Below are 19009 nucleotides of genomic sequence, written 5' to 3' on the forward strand. Positions count from 1 at the left end.
AGTCAGATCGGGGTGATGTAGGCGATCAGCCACTTGCCGTCGACCTTCTTGTAGTCGACCCGCAGCCGGCTTCCGTCGTACACCGACTCCTTCGACTTATCGGTGACGGTGCGATTCATGTAGACCATCACCGACGCCGAGGTGCGGTGGGCGTCGAGCACTCCCGTGCCGACCGTGTGCGCCTGGCTGATCAGTTCCCGGTCGCGCGCCTGCGGAATGATCTCGTTGGTCACGCGGTCCTGGAACTCCTGGCGGTACTCCGGGGTCAACATCGGGTAGACCTCGGCGAAGGAACGCTCGACGGTCTGGTAGTCGAATCCGAAGACCCGCGGAATCTGCTCTTCGGCCAGCGCCGGCAGTTCCGCCCTGGCCTGCTGCTCGCCGTCGAGTTCCACGCCCTTCCAGTAAAGCCATCCGCCCACTGCCGAGAGCGCGACGAAGCCGGTCGCCAAGACGATGGCGACGGCGCCGATCACTTTGGCGAGCCCCTCGCGCATCAGTTGCCCCCGTCGGGGTATTTGAGGTCGTAAGCGGTCATGTGACCGTTGTCGTCCTCGTGGACGATGACCCGCATCCGGTAGGGCTCCGACGGCGCGTTGTTGCCGTCGAGATCGGTGACCGTCACCCGCACCGAGACCAATACCGCTGCGTTATCGGCGATCTCGTCGATCCGCTCCAGTGCGGCGCCGTTGATGACCGCCTCGGAGGTGGCGTTGGTGTCGCGGAAGAGCAGCTTGAGGTTCTCGACGTTGCCCTCCTGCGTCATCATCGCGCGCAACGGGCCGCTGGTGCCGTCGACGAACCGGTCGACGCTCTCGTCGATCGTGTTCTGGGTATAGCTGAACATGTTGACCACCGACTGCGAGGCCGTGTCGACGAAACGCTGCTCGCGCGCCTGCTCGGCTTCGATGCCGCGCTGCCGATCGACCATCAGCGCCGTCGCCACGGTCAGGGCCGCCACGGCCACCAGCGTGACGGCGATCGACACGACCGCGACCAGGCGCCGGTGCGCGCGGCGACGCGGTGGCGGTCCGACCGGCCGGACCGGTCGCGCCGGGGAGGTCCCTTCGACGCTGACGCCGGTCACCGCGGGCGGCGCATCGCTGGCCGGACCGGCGGCGCGCGACGCACGGCGGCGCACCCGCTGCGGCGGGGTTACTGACTCTTGCACTACCTATACCTGCTTCGGCGCCAACATCAGATCCACCCAGTTCTCCGCGGGCGCGAGTTTGTCGGAGCCGGGCGCGTAGACGCCGACTCCGCCTGCCGGGTCGACGAACTTGCCGTTGTGATCGTAGGTCGCCACCGAGGTGGAGCTGGCCAAGGGGGCCTCGGCGGGCAGCGGCGGGGCACCCGGTGCCGGAGCCGGTGCCGGAGCCGGCCCGGGCGCCGGGGGTGGCGCCAACGGTGGGCGGCCGTACGGCGGGACCACGTGGTCGGGCGGCGAGAAGTACGGCCACGGCGCCGGCTGCGGGCCCTGCTCGTTGGGTGGCGTGGGCAACGGGAACGGCGCGTGCGGAGCGGGCCCGGGGCCCGGTGTGACCCCGGGGGGCAACTGCACCGACGGCGGACCCGGATCGGGATCGACCTGCGGCGGGATCATCGGGAACTTGTTCGGCGGCAAGATGTTCCGGCCGTCCTGGACCGGGGTGCCGACGGGGACGGGCGGCCCGCGCCACGGGTTGCTGCCGAGCGGCACGTACCCGCGCGGATCGCGGCAGAGCTGGATGGTGGGCGCACGTTTGCCGGGGAACTCCTGGCACGGGTAGTTACGGGCGCCGCGCACCACGCTCGGATCGTTCTGCGGCACCTTGCAGTACAGGTCCGTCGGCAGCTCGCGCAGGGTGGTGTCGGCCGGTGAGCGGATCTGCGTCGCCGGGATGAAGCCGGTCGCACACGGCGGTGGGTCCTGCAGGTGGATCTTGAAGTCCAGCTTGCCGCCCTCGTCGGTGGGCACGCCGCCGGCGACGGTGTTCAGCGCCGCGAGCAGCGCGGGGAAGACGACCAGAGCGTGCTCCAGCGACTTGTTGTAGATCACGCCGATGCGGCCGAAGTTGGCCAGGTTGGCCGCCAGCATCGGGAAGGACGGCCGGATTCCGTCGAACGTCTCGTTGGCCACCTCGGCCGCGCCCGGCACCGTCTGCAGCGTCGTGCGCAGCTGCGGGTCGGCGCCCGCGACCTCCGTGGTCAGCCGCCCCAGTCCCTCAGCGAGCGAACGGATGTCGTCACCGCTGCGGATCTGGGCGTCCAGGAAGGGGCCGGCCTGGTCGATGAGCTGGGCGACCTGCGGGTAGTTCGCGTTGGCCTCGTCGACGAGCAACCGCGACGACTGGATCAGCCGGGCCAGTTCGGGCCCGGATCCGTTGAATGCCTTGAAGGTCTCGTCGAGCAACTCCTGCAGCCTGCTGTCGCTCACGCTCTGCACCAGGGTGTCGGCCTCGGCCAGCAGGCCGGCGATGTCCTGCCCGATCGCCGTGCGGTCCAGGCCGATATCGGAGCCGTCACGCAGCATCTGCTGCGACGCGTCCTCCGGCGGAACCAGGTCGATGTACTGCTCGCCGATCGCCGACACGCTCTTGACGGTCGCCGTCACGTTCTCCGGAACCGGGGTGTCGCTGTTGAGCTGCATGCGTGCGACCACACTGTTGTCGGACAGGCCGACCGACTCGACATGGCCGATGGTGACGCCGCGATAGGTCACGTTCGCGTTCTGGTAGATCCCGCCGCCGGCCACGAAATTGGCCGTCACGTTGTAGGCGCCGATCCCGACCGCGGCCGGCACGTGCAGGTAGAACAGCGCCACCGCGCCCACGCTCAGGACGGTCACGATCGCGAAGATCGACAGCTGTATGCGGGTCAGGCGGTCCAGCATTACGGCGCCCCCTCGTGTTGCGTCGCGGTGCCCGGCGGAATCTTGAACGGATCCGCCGCCTGACCCGACAGGTTCGCCATCGCGCCGGTGAGGAAGTCGGGCGGATTGACGATCTCGTTCATCCGCTTCATGTTCGGGTCCAGTCCCAGCGACGTCGTGAACACCGATTCACCGACGCGGCGCAAAGTCAGGTCGAACGTCGTGTACACGTTCAGGTAGTCACCGCGCACCGCGTTGCGCAGGTACTTGTAGTGGAACGGGAACGTCGGCAGGAACTCGAGGTCCTTGATGAAGTAGTCCGCGTTGTCGTTGAGCGCCTTGATGACCGGGAACAGGTCCTTGAAGTCCGCGGCGAAGTCGTCCTTGGTCTCCTGCAGGACCCGCGATGCGACCTCGGCGAAGCTGCGCAGCGCGGTGAACGCATCGACGAGTTGCGCCCGGTTGTCGTTGAGCACCTCCAGCGCCTCGGGCAGCGTGTCGAGCGTGCGGCCCAGGCTGTCCTTGCTGCCGGCCAGAATCCCGGCGAACCTGTTCAGTCCCTCGGCCGCGGCGATGATGTCACCGGTCTGCCGGTCCAGCGAGTCGGTCAGCTCGGCAAGCCGGGGAATCAGGCCCTCGAACGTGCCGGAACGCCCCACCACGGCGTTGTAGGTCTCGTCGGTGATGTCCTGCAGCGCACCGAGATTGCCCTTGTTGACCACCACGCCGAGCGAGGACAGCACCTGCTCGGTCGTCGGGTAGTTGGCCGTGTTGTCGATCGGGATCCGCGAACCCTCCACCAACTCGCCCGTTCCCGATCCGTCTGCGGGCGGGGCCAACTCGATGTGCTGCGAGCCGAGCAACGAGGTCTGGGCGACCTTGGCCGTCGCGTTGGCCGGTAGCTTCACGTTTCCGTCGAGGGAGAGCTGGACCTCGGCGAAGAAGGTGCCGTCCTCGCGCTGCACCGCCTCCACACCGGACACACTGCCCACGGTGACGTCGTCGACCATCACCGGCGAGTTCTGCGGCAGCGTGGACACGTCGGGCAACTGGACGCTGACATCGAAGGAGCCGCTGCCGTGTCCGGCGGTGCCGGGCATGTTCAGCGAGTTCAGGCCACCGAACTGGCAGCCGCTCAGCAGCAGCGCGACCGACGACACCCCGAGTACGCGACGGATCATCGGCCCGCCTCCGCCGGTCCGGGCGCAGCGGGTGCGGCGGGCGCCGGCCCCGTCTCGGGGCCACCCGCGTGCGAGGTGGACGCCTCGGCGCCCTCGGCGGGAACCAGCAGCGACGTCAGGTCCGCATCGGGTGCGACCTTGGGTGGCGTCACGCCCGGGGCGTTCTGCCACTGCAGGTACGGAACCGGGGTCTCGGCCTTGGCCTCGGTGGCCGGGGTGTCGTAGATGATCTGCCCCTTGTAGGCCGTGATGCTGTTGATCGGATGGAACAGCAGCGGCGGATAGTTCATCGTGATGCGCTTGAACACCGGGCCCATCCGCTGACGGCAGATCTCGGCGCGCTTGTAGTTGTCGGGGGTGGCGGCGGCGTCGAACGTACCGCCGCAGATGAACTGCACGGGGTTGGCGAAGTTCGGCAGCGTCAGCAGCCCGCCGACGGTGCCCTGCGCCGGGTTGTAGATGTTGTAGAAGTTGCTCAGCCCATTGGGCGTGATGTGCAGGATCTGTTCGATGTCGTCACTGTGCTCGGTCAGCAGGTTCGTGAAGTCGGTGAGACGGTTGACCTGTCCGATCAGCGCCTCGTTGCTCTCGCCGAGGAAGCCGCGCACGTCGGTGAGCGCCTGGTTCAGCGTGCCCAGTGTGATGTCGAGATCGGTGGTGGCATCGGCGAGGACCTGGGACACCGACGCGACGTGATTGGAGAACTGCACGATCTGCTCGTTGCTGCGCGACAGCGCGTCGACGAGGATCTGCAGGTTACGGATCGTGCCGAACAGGTCGGCCCGGGAATCCCCGAGCCGCCCCGCGGTCTGCGAGAGTTCACGCACCGCGCTGCGGAAGGTGTCACCGTTGCCGTCGAAAGTGTCGGCGGCCTGGTTCACGACGTCGGTCAGCGGCCCCCGCACCGAGTCCTCGTTCGGCCCGAGTTGGGTGCTCAGCTGCGTCAGTTGCTCTTTGACCTCGTCCCACTCGACCGGAACGGCGGTGCGGTCGAGCCCGATCTCGGCACCGTCGGCCAACACGGCGCCACCGGTGTAGGCGGGGGTCAGCTGAATGAACCTGGCCGACACCAGGTTCGGCGAGATCACCAGCGCCTCGGCCTCGGCGGGCAGCTTCACGTCGCTGTCGATCGTCATCGTGATCTTCACGTCGTTGGCGCGGGGATCGATCGCGTCGATCGTGCCGACCGGCACACCGACCACGCGCACGTCGTCGCCGGGGTACAGCCCCACCGCGGACGTGAAGTACGCCGTCACCTTCTGCCCGGTGCGGCTCGGCCACACCAGGTACGCGCCGATCGCCAGGACGGCGACGAGCACACAGATCAGCACCGGCCGTAACCAGCGGCTGCGTGTCACCGAGTTCTCCTGTGTCATGGGGACTTCGGCCTCAGGATCATCCGCTCCGAGATGTAGCCACGGAGCATGTCGGACAGGCTGTCAGGCAGCTTGCCCGGCTGGAAGTAGGTGTCGAGCAGCACCTCGGCGATCGGCGCCGGCGGCAGACCGTAGAGGTTGATCTGGAATCCGGGGCCCGATCCGACGACCTCGCCGAGCGCCGTCGCGTAGGCCGGCAGTCGCTTGAGGGCTTCGCCGATGTGCTCGCGACGCTCCAACAGGTTGTCCAGCACCAGGTTCAGCTTCTCCAGCGCCGGCTTGAACTCGCGCCGGTTGTCGGCGACGAAGCCCGAGATCTGGGTGGCGACGTCGTCGATGCCGGCGATCAGGTTGCTCAGCGCCTGACGTCGCTCGTCGAGCGCGGCGAACAGCAGATTGCCGTCGGTGATCAGCTGATTCACCTGACCGGATCGCTGTGCCAGCGTGTCGGACACGTTCTTGGCACGCGCGAGAAGCTGATCGAGAGCCTCGTCGCGCTTGTTCAGACTGCGCGACAGATTGGTGACGCCGTCGAGCGCGCTGCGCAGATGCGGGGTCGCGTCTTTGAGCGAGTCGGTCAGCGTCTGCAGAGCCATCTCGAACTGCGGCTTGTCGAGTTCACCGACGTTCTGTCCGAGATCCTGCAGCGCGGTGTTCAAGGTGTACGGCGTGGTGGTCCGACCCAGCGGGATGACGGTGGATTCGCCGTTGCCCTTGGGCGTGACGGCCAGCGACTTCTCACCGAGCACCGTGTCGGTCTTGATCGCGACCAGCGACTGGTCCCCGACCTTGACCTCGCGATTCACGGTGAAGGTGATCTTGGCGGCGTCGCCGGCGAGCTCGACGGAGTTGACCTTGCCCACGTTGATCCCGGAGACGTTCACATCGTTGCCGGGGGTGATGCCGCCGGCATCGGCGAAGTACGCCTCGTACGCCTTGCCCTGGGGGAAGAACGGCAGGCTGGAATACCCGAAGGACACCAGTACCAGGCAGGCGACCAACGCGATGCCGAAGATGCCGGTGCGCAACGGATTCGAATCATCGGGCCTAGCCATCTTCGGAACACCTCCCCTTGCTCGGATCCGGCGGACCACCGAACGGAACCAGAATGTCGCTGCCCGCCGGTCCGTTGATCTTCAAGCGGGTCGAGCAGTAGAAGATGTTGAAGAACGAGCCGTAGGCACCGAGGGCGTTGAGCCGCAGATAGTTCTCGGCCAACGGCTCGATGACCTTGTTGACGTCGGCCTTGCGCTCGTCCATCCGCTGCGCGAACGGCCGCACGTTCTCGATGACGCCCTGGATGGGCCGGCGCGACGTCTCCAGCATCTCGGTCAGGTCGTTCTCGGCGGTCGCCAGCGGACCGATGGCACCGGCGATCGGATCGCGGCCCTCGGCCAAGCCCGTGATGAGCTTCTGCAGCTGATCGACGCTGGCGTCGAACTCGGCGCCCTTCTCGTCGACGGTGCCCAGCACGGTGTTGAGGTTGGTGATGACGTCGCCGATGAGCTGGTCGCGCGCAGCGAGGTTCTGGGTGAACGCGCTGGTGCTCGACAGCATCGCCGCGAGCGCCCCGCCCTCACCCTGCAGGAGCTCGATGACGGCGCTGCTGATCTCGTTGACCTTGGCGCCGTCCAAACCCTTCACCACCGGCTTGAGCCCGCCGAGCAGGGCGTCGAGATCCAGCGCGGGCTCGGTGTTGACGACGGTGCCGCCCGGCGGCAGCTTCACGAGATCTCCAGGGCCCGAGGTGATTTCGAGGTACCGATCGCCGACGAGGTTCTCGTAGCGGATCACGGCCTTGGTCGAGGTGTAGAGCTGGTAGCGCTCGTTGACGGTGAACTCGACCTCGACGGAGTTGTCGGGATTGAGGCTGAGCCCTTCGACGGTGCCCACGGGGATGCCGGCGATGCGGACGTCCTGTCCCGTCTTCAGCCGCGACGCGTCGGTGAAGGTCGCCCGGTACTTGTCCTCGGCGGCGAACCGGAACTCACCGAACACCACGATCAGCGACGCGGCGACCATCAGCATCACCACCGTGAAAATGCTGACGCTGACCAGGGTTCGTCTTTCGCGATTCACTAGAAGTCGTCCCTTTCCGCATACGCGCCGTTGAACAGGAACTGCAGCGTCGACGGCGCGTCGAATTGCAGCTCGGTGTTCGGCTGGTACGGGACATAGGCGTTGTCGGTGACCAGGAACGGCGTGCGGTACCAGGAACCGCCGTACTGCTTGCTCGGAACATCGGGCAGACCACGGCAATTCGGGCCGCCGGACGCGTTGACGATCGGCAGGCTCTCGGGGTAGGTGTACGCCGGCGAGCCGGGCAGGAAGTTCGACGACACGAACAGACCCGGCCGGATGCCGCCGATGATCGGGGCGAAGCGGTCGATCGCGGCCGCGGTGCCCCGCAGCGTGCATCCGATCACCGGGGAGTACTCGCCGGCGACCTTGAGCGGCGCGCGCAACCGCTGCACTGCGGCGATGTAGTCGTCGGCCGCCGGTTCGAACGTCGCGGTGCCGTTGTTGGCCAACCCCGTCGCCGCCAGCAGCGCCGCATTCAGGTTGTCCTGCTCGTCGACGATGGTCTGGCTGATGGCTGGTGCGTTGTCCAGGATGCGGGCCAGATCCGGGCCGGCGTCGCCGTAGATGTCGGCGACCACCGCGGTGCGGCGCAGATCTTCCTGCAGCGCGGGCAGTTTCGGGTTGAGCTGGCTGGTGTAGTAGTTCAGGCCCGACAGCAACGCCCCGACGTCATCGCCGTGGCCGCGCATACCTTCACCGAGTGCCGACAGCGTGCCGTTGAGCTTGATCGGATCGATCTTCTGCAGCAGGTCGGTCAAGGTCTGGAACAACGTGTTGACCTCGAGCTGCACGTCGTCGGCCTTGACCTCGGTGCCCGGGCGCAGCGGCTGGCCGCTCGGGTCCTCGGGGGCCAGGAACTCTACCGACTTCGCACCGAAGATCGTGGTGCCGCCGATCCGCACCGGCGCATCGCCCGGGATGTAACGCATGTCGTCGCGGTTGATCGCGAGCGTGAGTTTGGCGGCGTTGCCGGCGTATTCGATCGATTCGACCTTGCCGACCTGGATACCGCGGTACTTGACCTTGGCGTCGACGTCCATGACCAGGCCGGCGCGCGGCGAAAGCACCGTCACCTTGTCCGTCGGGGTGAACGCCGCCGTATAGGAAAGGTAGGTGAACACGACAGCGGCAAGAACCAGCGCAGCGAGGATCGCCGCAGCGATCCTCACATGACTGCGCTTGGCGTCACCGTCGCTCATCGTGTTCCTTCCCTTACCCGGAGAGGTTGAAGTTGCCGGACGCGCCGTAGACGGCGAGCGAGATCATCAGCACGATCGTGACCACGACGATGAGCGAGGTCCGAACCGCCTGACCCACCGCGATACCGACGCCGACCGGACCGCCGGAGGCGTTGTAGCCGTAGTAGGTGTGCACGAGCATCACCGCGATCGACATCACGATCGCCTGGAGGAACGACCACAGCAGGTCACTCGGAACCAGGAACGTGTTGAAGTAGTGGTCGTAGAGACCGGCGGACTGGCCGTTGATGTAAACGGTCGTGAAGCGGGCCGCGAAGAACGCGGCCAGCACCGAGAGCGCATACAGCGGAACGATCGCGATCAGCCCCGCGATGAGCCGCGTCGACACCAGATACGAAACCGCATGCACCGCCATCGCTTCCACGGCGTCGATCTCCTCGGCGACCCGCATCGCACCCAACTGTGCCGTGGCACCGGCGCCGATGGTCGCCGCGAGTGCGATACCCGCGATCACCGGAGCCACGATGCGCACGTTGAGGAACGCCGACAGGAAGCCGGTGAGCGCCTCGATGCCGATGTTGCCGAGCGAGGAATAGCCCTGCACGGCGATGACGCCACCCGATGCCAACGTCATGAACGCCGCGACACCGACGGTGCCGCCGATCATCACGAGCGCGCCGGTGCCCATGGACATCTCGGCGATGAGCCGGATCGTCTCCTTGCGGTAGCGGGTGATCGCGTTCGGGACGTAGCGGAACGTCTCGCCGTAGAACAGCGCCTGCTCTCCCACGGTGTCCACCGCACGCGGGAACACCCGCAGCATGCGGCGGAATCGAACTGTCGCGTCGTAGCTCATGATCCTGCGCTCACCGCTACCTCACCAGCACTCTCACGCCGATCGCCGTCATGATCACGTTGATCACGAACAGGCAGATGAACGCGTAGACGACGGTCTCGTTGACGGCGTTGCCGACGCCCTTGGGCCCGCCCTTGACCGTCAGACCCCGGTAGCACCCGACGAGACCCGCGACGACACCGAACAGCAGCGCCTTGATCTCGGCGAGGATGAGTTCGGGCAGGCCCGTCAGCACCGTCAGCCCGTTGATGAACGAGCCGGGGTTGACCCCCTGAAGGAACACCGAGAACACGTAACCGCCCGACAGTCCGATCAGGCAGACCAGACCGTTGAGCAGAAGCGCGACGAAGGTCGAGGCGAGCACGCGCGGGACGACGAGCCGCTGGATCGGGTCGATGCCGAGCACGCGCATCGCGTCGATCTCCTCGCGGATGGTCCGCGCGCCGAGGTCGGCACAGATCGCGGTCGCGCCCGCGCCGGCGACGACGAGCACCGTCACGACGGGGCCGAGCTGGGTGATGGTGCCGAACGCGGTACCCGCACCGGAGAGGTCGGCGGCGCCGATCTCCCGCAACAGGATGTTGAGGGTGAAGGCGACCAGCACCGTGAACGGAATCGCGACCAACAGCGTCGGGACCAGGGAGACGCGGGCGATCATCCAGGTCTGTTCGAGGAACTCCCGGAACTGGAACGGGCGGCGGAACGTCTTGACGAACGTGTCCAAGGACATTTCCACGAACCCGCCCACGGCCCGCGCAGGCGCCGCAAGCTGTTCGATCAACCTCGGCTCCGTTCTCGGGACGGGAAGGTGGCACTCGGCAGGCGGAACGTGTGGCGAAGTGCCGGCGACGCACCGCCCGCGTCGTTACCTACTATGGATTAAGCGTGGCTCTTAGTGAGCCGGATCATACTAACTAGAACGTGTTCGCAGTGTCAAAGACGCCGTATTCCGGGCTGAACTCTTAATTTACGCTGCTCACAGCCATTGTGACGCAGGTCATTCTAGAACGTGTTCTAGCTGGATTCGGGTGCGGGACGCACAAACCGTCAGACCGGGTCCCCGAGCCCCATCGCCGCCGAAAAGCTCCGACCGGGATCTCTCTCAGCAAAGTAGCCCTGCAAAGTCCCCGACAACGCTGACGGGTCCCAGGCATCGCCGTCTGCGCTGAACTGCCGCTCCGCCGTCGGAGCCGCAATCAGGGTGACAGTCGGACCATAAACGATGAACAGCTGCCCGTTGACCCCTTCGGACGCCGGAGAAGCTAAGAATCGGACAAGGTTCACGACATGCTCGGGCGACAGCGGATCGACCGCACCGTCGGCAAGCTCCGGAGCGTCACCGAACACCCCGGCGGTCATCGCCGTGCGCGCCCTCGGCGCGATCGCGTTCGCCCGTACCCCGAAGCGCTCCAGCGCACGGGCGGCCGACAACGTCAGCGCCGTGATACCGGCCTTGGCCGCGCCGTAGTTGGGCTGGCCGACGGGGCCGGACAGACCGGCCTCCGAGGAGGTGTTGATGATCCGCCCGTAGATGGTGCCATCCCCCTCCTTGGCTTTCGACCGCCAGTAGGTGGCGGCGTTGCGGGTCAGCAGGAAGTGCCCGCGCAGATGCACCGCGATGACGGCGTCCCACTCCTCGTCGGTCATGTTGAACAGGATGCGGTCGCGCGTGATCCCGGCGTTGTTCACCACGATCGCGAGACCGCCGAGGCCGTCGGCGGTCTCGACGAGCTCGTCGGCGGTGGATCGCTGGCTGATGTCGCCGGCTACCGCGACGCCCTTGGAGCCGGCCGACGAGATCTCGTCGAGCACATCGGACTTGTCGAGTGCCGCAGCCATGTCGTTGACGACGACGGTGGCACCCGCCTTGGCCAGGCCGATGGCCTCCGCGCGGCCGAGGCCCGCGGCTGCACCGGTGACGACGGCGACGCGGCCGGACAGATCATTCTGGGTCAACTTGCTACTACCTCTAGTCGTGTCGGATCAGGGCGGCGCGAGGGCATTCGGCGACGGCCTGGTCGGCCACCGCCTCCTCCGACTCGGGCACGGGGTCGGCCTTGACGACGGCATAGTCGTCGTCGTCGAGCTCGAACAGGTCGGGGGCTATTCCGACGCAGACGGCGTTGCCCTCGCAACGGTCGCGATCCACTTCCACTCGCATCAGATCCTCCTTCGTCCGGGCTGCCGGTCCGATCATGCCGGGCTCACAGTGTGACACCACTCTGGACCCCAACACTAGAACGTGTTACAACCGGGGAACACCCGAGGTGCGCCTGCACGACCCGGGGCTGCCCCCGAACCCAGGCTCTGAAGACAAGTGAGGACGACGCGATGCGGATCGGCTACACCCCCGAGCAGGAGGAGTTGCGTCGCGAACTGCGGTCGTACTTCACCAAGCTCATGACCCCCGAGCGCGCCGAGGCACTGGCCGCCAGCGACGGCGAGATGGGCCGCGGCAACGTCTACCGCGAGACCGTCGCGCAGATGGGCAAGGACGGCTGGCTGACGCTGTCGTGGCCCGAGGAGTTCGGCGGACAGGCCCGCCCGCCGATGGACGGGCTGATCTTCAACGACGAGGCCGCGATCGCCAACGTCCCCGTTCCGTTCCTGACGATCAACAGCGTCGCGCCGACGATCATGCACTTCGGCACCGAGGAGCAGAAGAAGTTCTTCCTGCCGCGGATCGCCAAGGGAGACCTGCACTTCTCGATCGGGTACTCCGAACCGGGCGCCGGCACCGACCTCGCGTCCCTGCGCACCACCGCGGTGCACGACGGTGACGACTACGTGATCAACGGCCAGAAGATGTGGACCAGCCTGATCGCCTACGCCGACTACGTGTGGCTGGCCGTGCGCACCAACCAGGAAGCCAAGAAGCACCGCGGCATCTCGATGCTCATCGTGCCGACGACCGCCGAGGGCTTCTCCTGGACACCGGTGCACACCGTCTCCGGTGTCGACACCAGCGCCACCTACTACCAGGACGTCCGGGTGCCGAAATCGGCACTGGTCGGCGAGGAGAACGGCGGCTGGAAGCTCGTCACCAACCAGCTCAACCACGAGCGCGTCGCGCTGGTGTCCGCTCAGCCGATCTTCGTCGCCCTCAACGGCGTCCGCGAGTGGGCGCAGAACACCAAGGACGTGCACGGCAATCGGGTGATCGATTCCGAATGGGTGCAGCTGAACCTTGCCCGCGTGCACGCCAAAGCCGAAGTCCTCAAGCTGATCAACTGGGAACTCGCCTCCTCGACCGACACCGCCCCGTCACCGGCGGACGCGTCGGCGGCCAAGGTGTTCGGCACCGAACTGGCCACCGAGGCCTACCGCCTGCTGATGGAGGTGCTGGGCACCGCCGCCACGTTGCGCACCAACTCCCCGGGGGCGGTGCTGCGGGGCCGCATCGAGCGGATGCACAGGTCGTGCCTGATCCTGACGTTCGGCGGCGGTACCAACGAGATTCAGCGTGACATCATCGGCATGGTCGCCCTCGGCCTGCCCCGAGTGAACCGGTAAGGAATCCCCATGGACTTCACCACCACCGAAGCCAGCGAGGACCTCGGCGGCCTCGTGCGGACGATCACCGAATCGGTGTGCACGCCGGAGCATCAGCGCGAACTCGACGGGCTCGGTCCCGACGCCGGCGGCCGGTTCGACAAGACGCTGTGGAGCAAGCTGATCGACGCCGATGTGCTGTCGACGACGGCTCCGGAGTCGGTGGGCGGCGGCGGTTTCGGCGTTCTCGAAGAGGTCGCGGTGCTGGTGGCGCTCGGCCGCCAGCTCGCCGCGGTCCCGTACCTCGAATCCGTGGTGCTGGGCGCGGGTGCGCTCGCGCGGTTCGGGGCCGACGGACTCCAGCAGCAGTGGGCGGCACCGGCCGTCACGGGCGACAAGGTGCTCACCGTCGCACTCGACGGCGAGATGGGCGAGGGCCCGGTGCGCGCCACCACCACCGCCGACGGCGTGACCTTGACCGGGACCAGGACCCAGGTCCCGTTCGCCGTCGGCGCAGACGCGTTCCTGGTGCCGGCCGAAACCGATTCCGGTGTCGCGGTGTTCCTCGTCGCCGCAGCCGACGCCGGAGTCACGGTGACCCCGCTGGACACCACCGGCCACGGCAGCGTCGCCGCGCTGGACCTGCAGGGCGTCGGCATCACCGGCGACCGTCGCGTCGGCGGCTCCGAGGTGCTCGACTGGCTGGTCACCCGCAATGCCCTGGCGCGCAGCGCCTATCAGCTCGGTGTGGTGGAGCGGGCGCTCGAGTTGACCGCCCAGTACGCCCGCGAACGCGAACAGTTCGACCGGCCGATCGGCAGCTTCCAGGCGGTGTCGTCGCGCCTGGCCGACGGCTACATCGACATCAAGGGCCTGCGGCTGACCGTGACGCAGGCCGCGTGGCGGGTGTCGGAGGATCTGCCCGCCGACGTCGACGTCGCCAGCGCCGCGTTCTGGGCCGCCGAAGCCGGCCACCGGGTGGCGCACACCGCGGTGCATGTGCACGGGGGTGTCGGTATCGACATCGACCATCCGGTGCACCGGTACTTCCTGGCCGCCAAGCAGACCGAGTTCGCGGTCGGCGGGGCCACCGGGCAGCTGCTGCGCATCGGCCGCGAGCTGGCCGACACCCCGGCCTGACGGCACGGTGACCGCACCCGCACCGACCGTCTCAGCGCTGCTGTCGGCCCTGTCCGACGTCGACGACCGGGGCGTGCACTCGATCGATCCCGGAAGCGCGGTCACGTCGTTCATCAGCTGGCGCAACCACATCCGCGACGGCGCCACGCTGGCGTCGGCGTTGCGGTCTCGCCTGGACCCCGACCGACCCGGCCATGTCGGCGTCCTGCTGGGCAACACCCCGTTCTTCGGCACGGTGCTGGCCGCCGCGGCGCTGTCGGGCATCGTGCCGGTCGGACTGAACCCGACCCGCCGCGGTGATGCGCTGAGGCGCGACGCCGACCACGCCGACTGCCAGTTCGTCCTGGCCGACGCCGAGAACGTCGCACAGTGCGGCGGCCTTTCGGGACTCGACGTCATCGACGTCGAGTCGGAGGCCTTCGCCGAGGAGCTGTCCGCCCACCGCGGCGCGGACGCCGGGTTCATCGAGCCCGATCCCGAAGATCTGTTCATGCTGATCTTCACCTCGGGCACCAGCGGTGACCCGAAGGCGGTGCGGTGCACACACGAGAAGGTCGCGCTCCCCGGGCTGATGCTCGCCGAACGCTTCGGACTGGGGCCGGCGGACACGTGCTATCTGTCGATGCCGCTGTTCCACTCCAACGCGATCATGGCGGGGTGGGCTCCTGCCGTCGCCGCGGGGGCGTCGATCGCGTTGCGGCGCAAATTCTCGGCGTCGCAGTTCATTCCGGACATCAGGCGCTTCGGCGCGACCTACGCCAACTACGTCGGCAAACCGCTGTCCTACATCTTGGCCACGCCACAGCTTCCCGACGACGCCGACAACCCGTTGCGCATCGCCTACGGAAATGAAGGCGCCCCAAGGGATCTCAGCAGGTTCGCCGAACGGTTCGCGGTCCGGGTCGTCGACGGCTTCGGGTCCAGCGAGGGCGGAGTGTCGATCGCACGCACCCCTGACACCCCCGAAGGCGCACTGGGACCGCTGACCGGCGGCGTCACCATCCTCGACGTCGATACCGGCGCCGAATGCCCGCCCGGCGTGATCGGCGAGTTGGTCAACACCGACGGCCCGGGCCAGTTCCGCGGATACTACAAGGATCCCGAAGCCGAAGCCGACCGGATGCGCGGCGGGATCTACCACAGCGGTGACCTCGCCTACCGCGACGAGGACGGTTACGCGTATTTCGCCGGGCGACTGGGCGACTGGATGCGTGTCGACGGGGAGAACATCGGCACCGCGCCGATCGAGCGAATCCTGATGCGCTTTCCCGGAGTGGCCGAGGCGGCGGTCTATCCGATACCGGACCCCGCCGTCGGCGATCAGGTGATGGCCGCCCTCGTGATGTGCGAGGGCGCTCCGTTCGAAGCTGCCGCGTTCACCGAGTTCCTCAGCGCACAAGCCGATCTCGGCCCGAAGCAGTGGCCTCGATTCGTCCGCGTCGCACCGGCACTCCCCCGCACCGAGACGTTCAAGGTGCTCAAGCGCCGACTCTCCGCCGAGGGGGTCGACTGCCCGGACCCCGTTCACCCGATCGTGCGGCCGTGAGGGACCTGCGCCGCACCGATGTGGCGACGATGCTCCTGGACCGGGCGGGCGACCAGCATCTCGGTGTGCTCACCCGCGAACGGGACTGGACGTGGGACCAGGTGGTCCGGGAGTCCGCCGCGCGGGCGTCTCTGGCCACCCGCCTCCTCGACGGCGTGCCCGGGCCCTTCCATGTCGGGATCCTGCTTGCGAACGTGCCGGACTTCGTCTTCTGGCTCGGTGGTGCGGCACTGGCCGGCGCCACCGTCGTGGGGCTCAATCCCACCCGGGGCACAGCCGATCTCGCCGCCGACATCCGGCACGCGGACTGCCGGCTCATCGTCACCGACTCCGTGGGCGCGCAACGGTTGCGTGGCATCGGTCACGGCGTGCCCGATGACCGGGTGCTGGTCGTGGACGATCCCGAGTATCGGCGGGCGCTTGAGGCGTGTGCCACCGAACCCGCCGTGGCCGCGGGTGTCGGCGCCTCCTCGCTGTTCCTGCTGCTGTTCACCTCGGGGACCACCGGGGCGTCGAAGGCCGTCAAGTGCAGCCAGGGGCGTCTGGCCAGGATCGCGTATGTCGCGACCGAGAAGTTCGGCCATCACCGCGGCGATGTCGACTACTGCTGCATGCCGCTGTTCCACGGCAACGCGCTCATGGCGTTGTGGGCGCCGGCACTGGCCAACGGTGCGACGGTGTGCCTGACGCCGTCCTTCTCGGCATCCCGGTTCCTGTCCGACATCAGGTATTTCGGCGCGACGTTCTTCACCTATGTCGGCAAGGCACTGGCCTACCTGATGGCCACCCCCGAGCAGGCCGACGACTCGGACAACACCCTCACCCGCGGATTCGGCACCGAGGCCTCGCCCGAGGACCAGGCCGAGTTCCGCCGCCGGTTCGGCGCGGAGCTTCACGAAGGGTACGGCTCCAGCGAGGGCGGCGCGCTGGCCACCCCGGACCCTGCAGCACCGGCGACCGCGCTCGGCAGGCCGGCCCACGAGGACGTGGTGGTCGTCGATCCGGCGACGCTGAAGCCCTGTGCCCCAGCGGTTCTCGACCCCCGGGGCCGGGTCACGAATGCTGACGACGCCATCGGCGAGATCGTCGATCGGCGCGGCGCCAGGGACTTCGAGGGCTATTACCGCAACGACGCCGCGGACGCCGACAGGGTGCGCAACGGCTGGTACTGGTCGGGCGATCTGGGCTATGTCGACCGCGACGGGTTCCTGTACTTCGCGGGGCGCAGGGGTGACTGGATCCGGGTGGACGGTGAGAACACCTCGGCGCTGACGATCGAGCGGGTGCTGCGCAGGCACCCCGAGGTGATCGCGGCGGCGGTCTACGGTGTGCCGGATCCGCGGTCGGGCGATCAGGTGATGGCCGCCGTCGAGGTCGCCGAACCCGGATCCTTCGACATCAACGCGTTCGTGGACTTTCTCGTAGGCCAGGACGATCTGGGCGCCAAGGGTTTTCCCAGGTTGTTGCGGGTGTCGGCGCGCCTGCCCGCGACCGGGTCGAACAAGGTGCTCAAACGGGAACTGCAGACGCAGCGCTGGCACACCGACGAGGCCGTGTACCGATGGTCGGGCCGGGGACGTCCGCGGTACCGCTTGATGACCGCCGACGACCGCGCCGCGCTCGACGAGGAGTTCGTGACACACGGAAGGGCCCACCATGGCACCACTTGAGAGCCCAGGCGAGAAACCTACGACCACCTGGGACGAGGTCACCGACGTCCTCGTCGCCGGATCGGGCGCCGGCGGGGTGACCGGCGCGTACACCGCGGCCCGCGAGGGACTCGACGTGATCCTGGTGGAGGCCACCGAGAAGTTCGGCGGCACCACGGCCTATTCGGGCGGCGGCGGGATGTGGTTCCCGTGCAATCCGGTTCTGATGCGCGCCGGCGTCGACGACACCATCGAGGATGCGCTGGAGTACTACACATCCGTCGTCGGGGACCGCACACCGCGGGCGCTGCAGGAGACCTACGTCCGCAGCGGTGCACCGCTGGTCGAGTACCTGGAAGCCGATGAGCTGATCAACTTCTCGCTGTTGCCGTGGCCCGACTACTTCGGTGCGGCGCCCAAGGCGAGGGCCGACGGCATGCGCCACATCGCCGCCAAACCGTGGAAGGTGGCCGCCGCGCCGCATCTGCGGGAACTCGTCCGCGGGCCTCTCGACTCCGACCGGCTCGGCGCCCCGCAGCCGGACGACTACTTCGTGGGCGGCCGCGCGCTGATCGCGCGTCTGCTGGCCGCCGCGCAGCGCCATCCGAACTCGTCGGCGAGGCTGAACACCGCGCTGGTCGAGCTGGTCGTGGAGGACGGTGCGGTGGTCGGGGCCGTCGTCGACGCCGACGGCGAGCGCCGCTCCATTCGGACCCGGCGCGGAGTCCTGCTCGCCGCAGGGGGTTTCGAGCACAACGACGACATGCGAGCACGCTACGGAGTGCCGGGCAGCTCCCGGGACACCATGGGGCCGTGGGGTAATCGCGGGCTCGCACACCAGGCCGGCATCGCGGTCGGCGCCGACACCGACCTGATGGACCAGGCGTGGTGGTCCCCCGGACTGACACACCCGGACGGGACGTCGGCATTCGCGTTGTGGTTCACCGGCGGCATCTTCGTCGACGACCACGGCAGGCGGTTCGTCAACGAGTCGGCGGCCTACGACCGGCTCGGTCGTGCCGTCCTGGCGGCCGTGGACGACGGTCGGGTCACCCTGCCGTTCTGGATGATCTACGACTCCGCGGGGGACAGAGACGGGGTCGTACCTCCCGTCAAGGCCACCAACGTGTCGATGGTGGAGCCCGAGAAGTACATCGCTGCGGGGTTGTGGCGCAGCGCGGACACCCTCGAGGAGCTTGCAGTCCAGATCGGTGTGCCGCCGGACAATCTCGTCGATTCGGTGGCTCGCTTCAACGACTTCGTCCGCCGTGGTGTCGACGAGGATTTCGGTCGCGGCGACGAACCCTACGACCGCGCGTTCTCCGGCGGTGTACCGCCGCTGTACGCGATCGAGAAGGGGCCTTTCCACGCCGCCGCGTTCGGGGTCTCCGATCTGGGCACCAAAGGCGGATTGCGTACCGATACCGCTGCGCGCGTCCTCGACCGGGCGGACAATGTGATCCCGGGGCTGTACGCGGCCGGCAACACGATGGCCGCGCCCAGCGGCACCGTCTATCCGGGCGGCGGCAACCCGATCGGTACCAGCATGGTCTTCAGTCACCTGGCCGTGCTGGACATGGTGAAAGGAACCACACCGTGAGCGGTGCAGCGACAGACGTCCGCCATATCGACACGGG

The 19009-nt window shown here is 67.8% G+C and carries 17 protein-coding genes; 5 read left to right on the forward strand and 12 right to left on the reverse strand.

The features are described 5' to 3' along the window. Window positions 1-2 precede the first annotated feature (2 nt). The 12 genes from DYE23_RS24280 to DYE23_RS24335 form a co-directional block, all read right to left on the reverse strand. The gene (locus tag DYE23_RS24280; RefSeq protein WP_115328385.1) at window positions 3-497 is read right to left on the reverse strand and encodes an Rv1363c family protein; all 495 of its coding nucleotides are present in this window, start codon (window positions 495-497) and stop codon (window positions 3-5) included. Next, entirely contained in the window at window positions 497-1171 is a 675-nt protein-coding gene (locus DYE23_RS24285) for an Rv1363c family protein (RefSeq protein WP_013470772.1), read from the reverse strand. Before DYE23_RS24285 ends, DYE23_RS24280 begins: the two co-directional genes overlap by 1 nt. A gap of 3 nt (window positions 1172-1174) precedes the next feature. Next, window positions 1175-2872, reverse strand: coding sequence for an MCE family protein (locus DYE23_RS24290; RefSeq protein ID WP_115328386.1), 1698 nt, complete (start codon window positions 2870-2872; stop codon window positions 1175-1177). Continuing rightward, window positions 2872-4032 (reverse strand): MCE family protein, encoded by a 1161-nt coding sequence (locus DYE23_RS24295; protein ID WP_011892457.1) that lies wholly within the window; start codon window positions 4030-4032, stop codon window positions 2872-2874. Before DYE23_RS24295 ends, DYE23_RS24290 begins: the two co-directional genes overlap by 1 nt. Further along, window positions 4029-5408 (reverse strand): MCE family protein, encoded by a 1380-nt coding sequence (locus tag DYE23_RS24300; RefSeq protein ID WP_041787660.1) that lies wholly within the window; start codon window positions 5406-5408, stop codon window positions 4029-4031. Before DYE23_RS24300 ends, DYE23_RS24295 begins: the two co-directional genes overlap by 4 nt. Continuing rightward, window positions 5405-6463: an MCE family protein gene (locus DYE23_RS24305; RefSeq protein WP_013470769.1), complete on the reverse strand. Its 1059-nt coding sequence runs from the start codon at window positions 6461-6463 to the stop codon at window positions 5405-5407. Before DYE23_RS24305 ends, DYE23_RS24300 begins: the two co-directional genes overlap by 4 nt. Continuing rightward, complete coding sequence (locus tag DYE23_RS24310) at window positions 6456-7487, reverse strand: MCE family protein (RefSeq protein ID WP_011892454.1); 1032 nt, start codon at window positions 7485-7487, stop codon at window positions 6456-6458. Before DYE23_RS24310 ends, DYE23_RS24305 begins: the two co-directional genes overlap by 8 nt. Beyond that, complete coding sequence (locus DYE23_RS24315) at window positions 7487-8689, reverse strand: MCE family protein (RefSeq protein ID WP_013470767.1); 1203 nt, start codon at window positions 8687-8689, stop codon at window positions 7487-7489. The genes DYE23_RS24310 and DYE23_RS24315 overlap by 1 nt, the downstream gene beginning before the upstream one ends. A 13-nt stretch (window positions 8690-8702) precedes the next feature. Then, complete coding sequence (locus tag DYE23_RS24320; protein ID WP_011892452.1) at window positions 8703-9545, reverse strand: MlaE family ABC transporter permease; 843 nt, start codon at window positions 9543-9545, stop codon at window positions 8703-8705. Window positions 9546-9561: 16 nt separating this feature from the next. Further along, the gene (locus tag DYE23_RS24325) at window positions 9562-10326 is read right to left on the reverse strand and encodes an MlaE family ABC transporter permease (protein ID WP_041799894.1); all 765 of its coding nucleotides are present in this window, start codon (window positions 10324-10326) and stop codon (window positions 9562-9564) included. Between the two features lie 266 nt (window positions 10327-10592). Beyond that, a complete protein-coding gene (locus DYE23_RS24330; protein WP_115328387.1) occupies window positions 10593-11501 on the reverse strand; it encodes a 3-oxoacyl-ACP reductase in 909 nt (302 codons plus the stop codon). 13 nt (window positions 11502-11514) lie between these two features. Further along, entirely contained in the window at window positions 11515-11706 is a 192-nt protein-coding gene (locus DYE23_RS24335; RefSeq protein ID WP_013470764.1) for a ferredoxin, read from the reverse strand. A gap of 170 nt (window positions 11707-11876) precedes the next feature. Here DYE23_RS24335 and DYE23_RS24340 point away from each other — a divergent pair, with 170 nt between their 5' ends. Genes DYE23_RS24340 through DYE23_RS24360 form a run of 5 tightly spaced genes read left to right on the forward strand, consistent with a single transcriptional unit; the run spans window position 11877 to window position 18972 of the window. Beyond that, a complete protein-coding gene (locus DYE23_RS24340) occupies window positions 11877-13058 on the forward strand; it encodes an acyl-CoA dehydrogenase family protein (protein ID WP_099961994.1) in 1182 nt (393 codons plus the stop codon). Between the two features lie 9 nt (window positions 13059-13067). Next, window positions 13068-14177, forward strand: coding sequence for an acyl-CoA dehydrogenase family protein (locus DYE23_RS24345; protein ID WP_099961995.1), 1110 nt, complete (start codon window positions 13068-13070; stop codon window positions 14175-14177). Window positions 14178-14184: 7 nt separating this feature from the next. Continuing rightward, on the forward strand, window positions 14185-15723 hold the full coding sequence (gene fadD17 / locus DYE23_RS24350) for a long-chain-fatty-acid--CoA ligase FadD17 (protein WP_011892446.1): 1539 nt from the start codon (window positions 14185-14187) through the stop codon (window positions 15721-15723). Continuing rightward, on the forward strand, window positions 15720-17393 hold the full coding sequence (casI, locus tag DYE23_RS24355) for a steroid-22-oyl-CoA synthetase (protein WP_115328388.1): 1674 nt from the start codon (window positions 15720-15722) through the stop codon (window positions 17391-17393). Before fadD17 ends, casI begins: the two co-directional genes overlap by 4 nt. Beyond that, the gene (locus DYE23_RS24360) at window positions 17380-18972 is read left to right on the forward strand and encodes an FAD-binding protein (RefSeq protein WP_115328389.1); all 1593 of its coding nucleotides are present in this window, start codon (window positions 17380-17382) and stop codon (window positions 18970-18972) included. The genes casI and DYE23_RS24360 overlap by 14 nt, the downstream gene beginning before the upstream one ends. Window positions 18973-19009: the final 37 nt, after the last annotated feature.

The organism is Mycolicibacterium gilvum, from assembly GCF_900454025.1.
In the GTDB taxonomy this organism is placed as follows: Bacteria; Actinomycetota; Actinomycetes; order Mycobacteriales; family Mycobacteriaceae; genus Mycobacterium; species Mycobacterium gilvum.

Coding starts and splice junctions, on each gene's coding strand:
- DYE23_RS24280 (WP_115328385.1), bottom strand. CDS start 497: ATGCGCGAGGGGCTCGCCAAAGTGATCGGCGCCGTCGCCATCGTCTTG.
- DYE23_RS24290 (WP_115328386.1), bottom strand. CDS start 2,872: ATGCTGGACCGCCTGACCCGCATACAGCTGTCGATCTTCGCGATCGTG.
- DYE23_RS24295 (WP_011892457.1), bottom strand. CDS start 4,032: ATGATCCGTCGCGTACTCGGGGTGTCGTCGGTCGCGCTGCTGCTGAGC.
- DYE23_RS24300 (WP_041787660.1), bottom strand. CDS start 5,408: ATGACACAGGAGAACTCGGTGACACGCAGCCGCTGGTTACGGCCGGTG.
- DYE23_RS24305 (WP_013470769.1), bottom strand. CDS start 6,463: ATGGCTAGGCCCGATGATTCGAATCCGTTGCGCACCGGCATCTTCGGC.
- DYE23_RS24315 (WP_013470767.1), bottom strand. CDS start 8,689: ATGAGCGACGGTGACGCCAAGCGCAGTCATGTGAGGATCGCTGCGGCG.
- DYE23_RS24320 (WP_011892452.1), bottom strand. CDS start 9,545: ATGAGCTACGACGCGACAGTTCGATTCCGCCGCATGCTGCGGGTGTTC.
- DYE23_RS24335 (WP_013470764.1), bottom strand. CDS start 11,706: ATGCGAGTGGAAGTGGATCGCGACCGTTGCGAGGGCAACGCCGTCTGC.
- DYE23_RS24340 (WP_099961994.1), top strand. CDS start 11,877: ATGCGGATCGGCTACACCCCCGAGCAGGAGGAGTTGCGTCGCGAACTG.
- DYE23_RS24345 (WP_099961995.1), top strand. CDS start 13,068: ATGGACTTCACCACCACCGAAGCCAGCGAGGACCTCGGCGGCCTCGTG.
- DYE23_RS24360 (WP_115328389.1), top strand. CDS start 17,380: ATGGCACCACTTGAGAGCCCAGGCGAGAAACCTACGACCACCTGGGAC.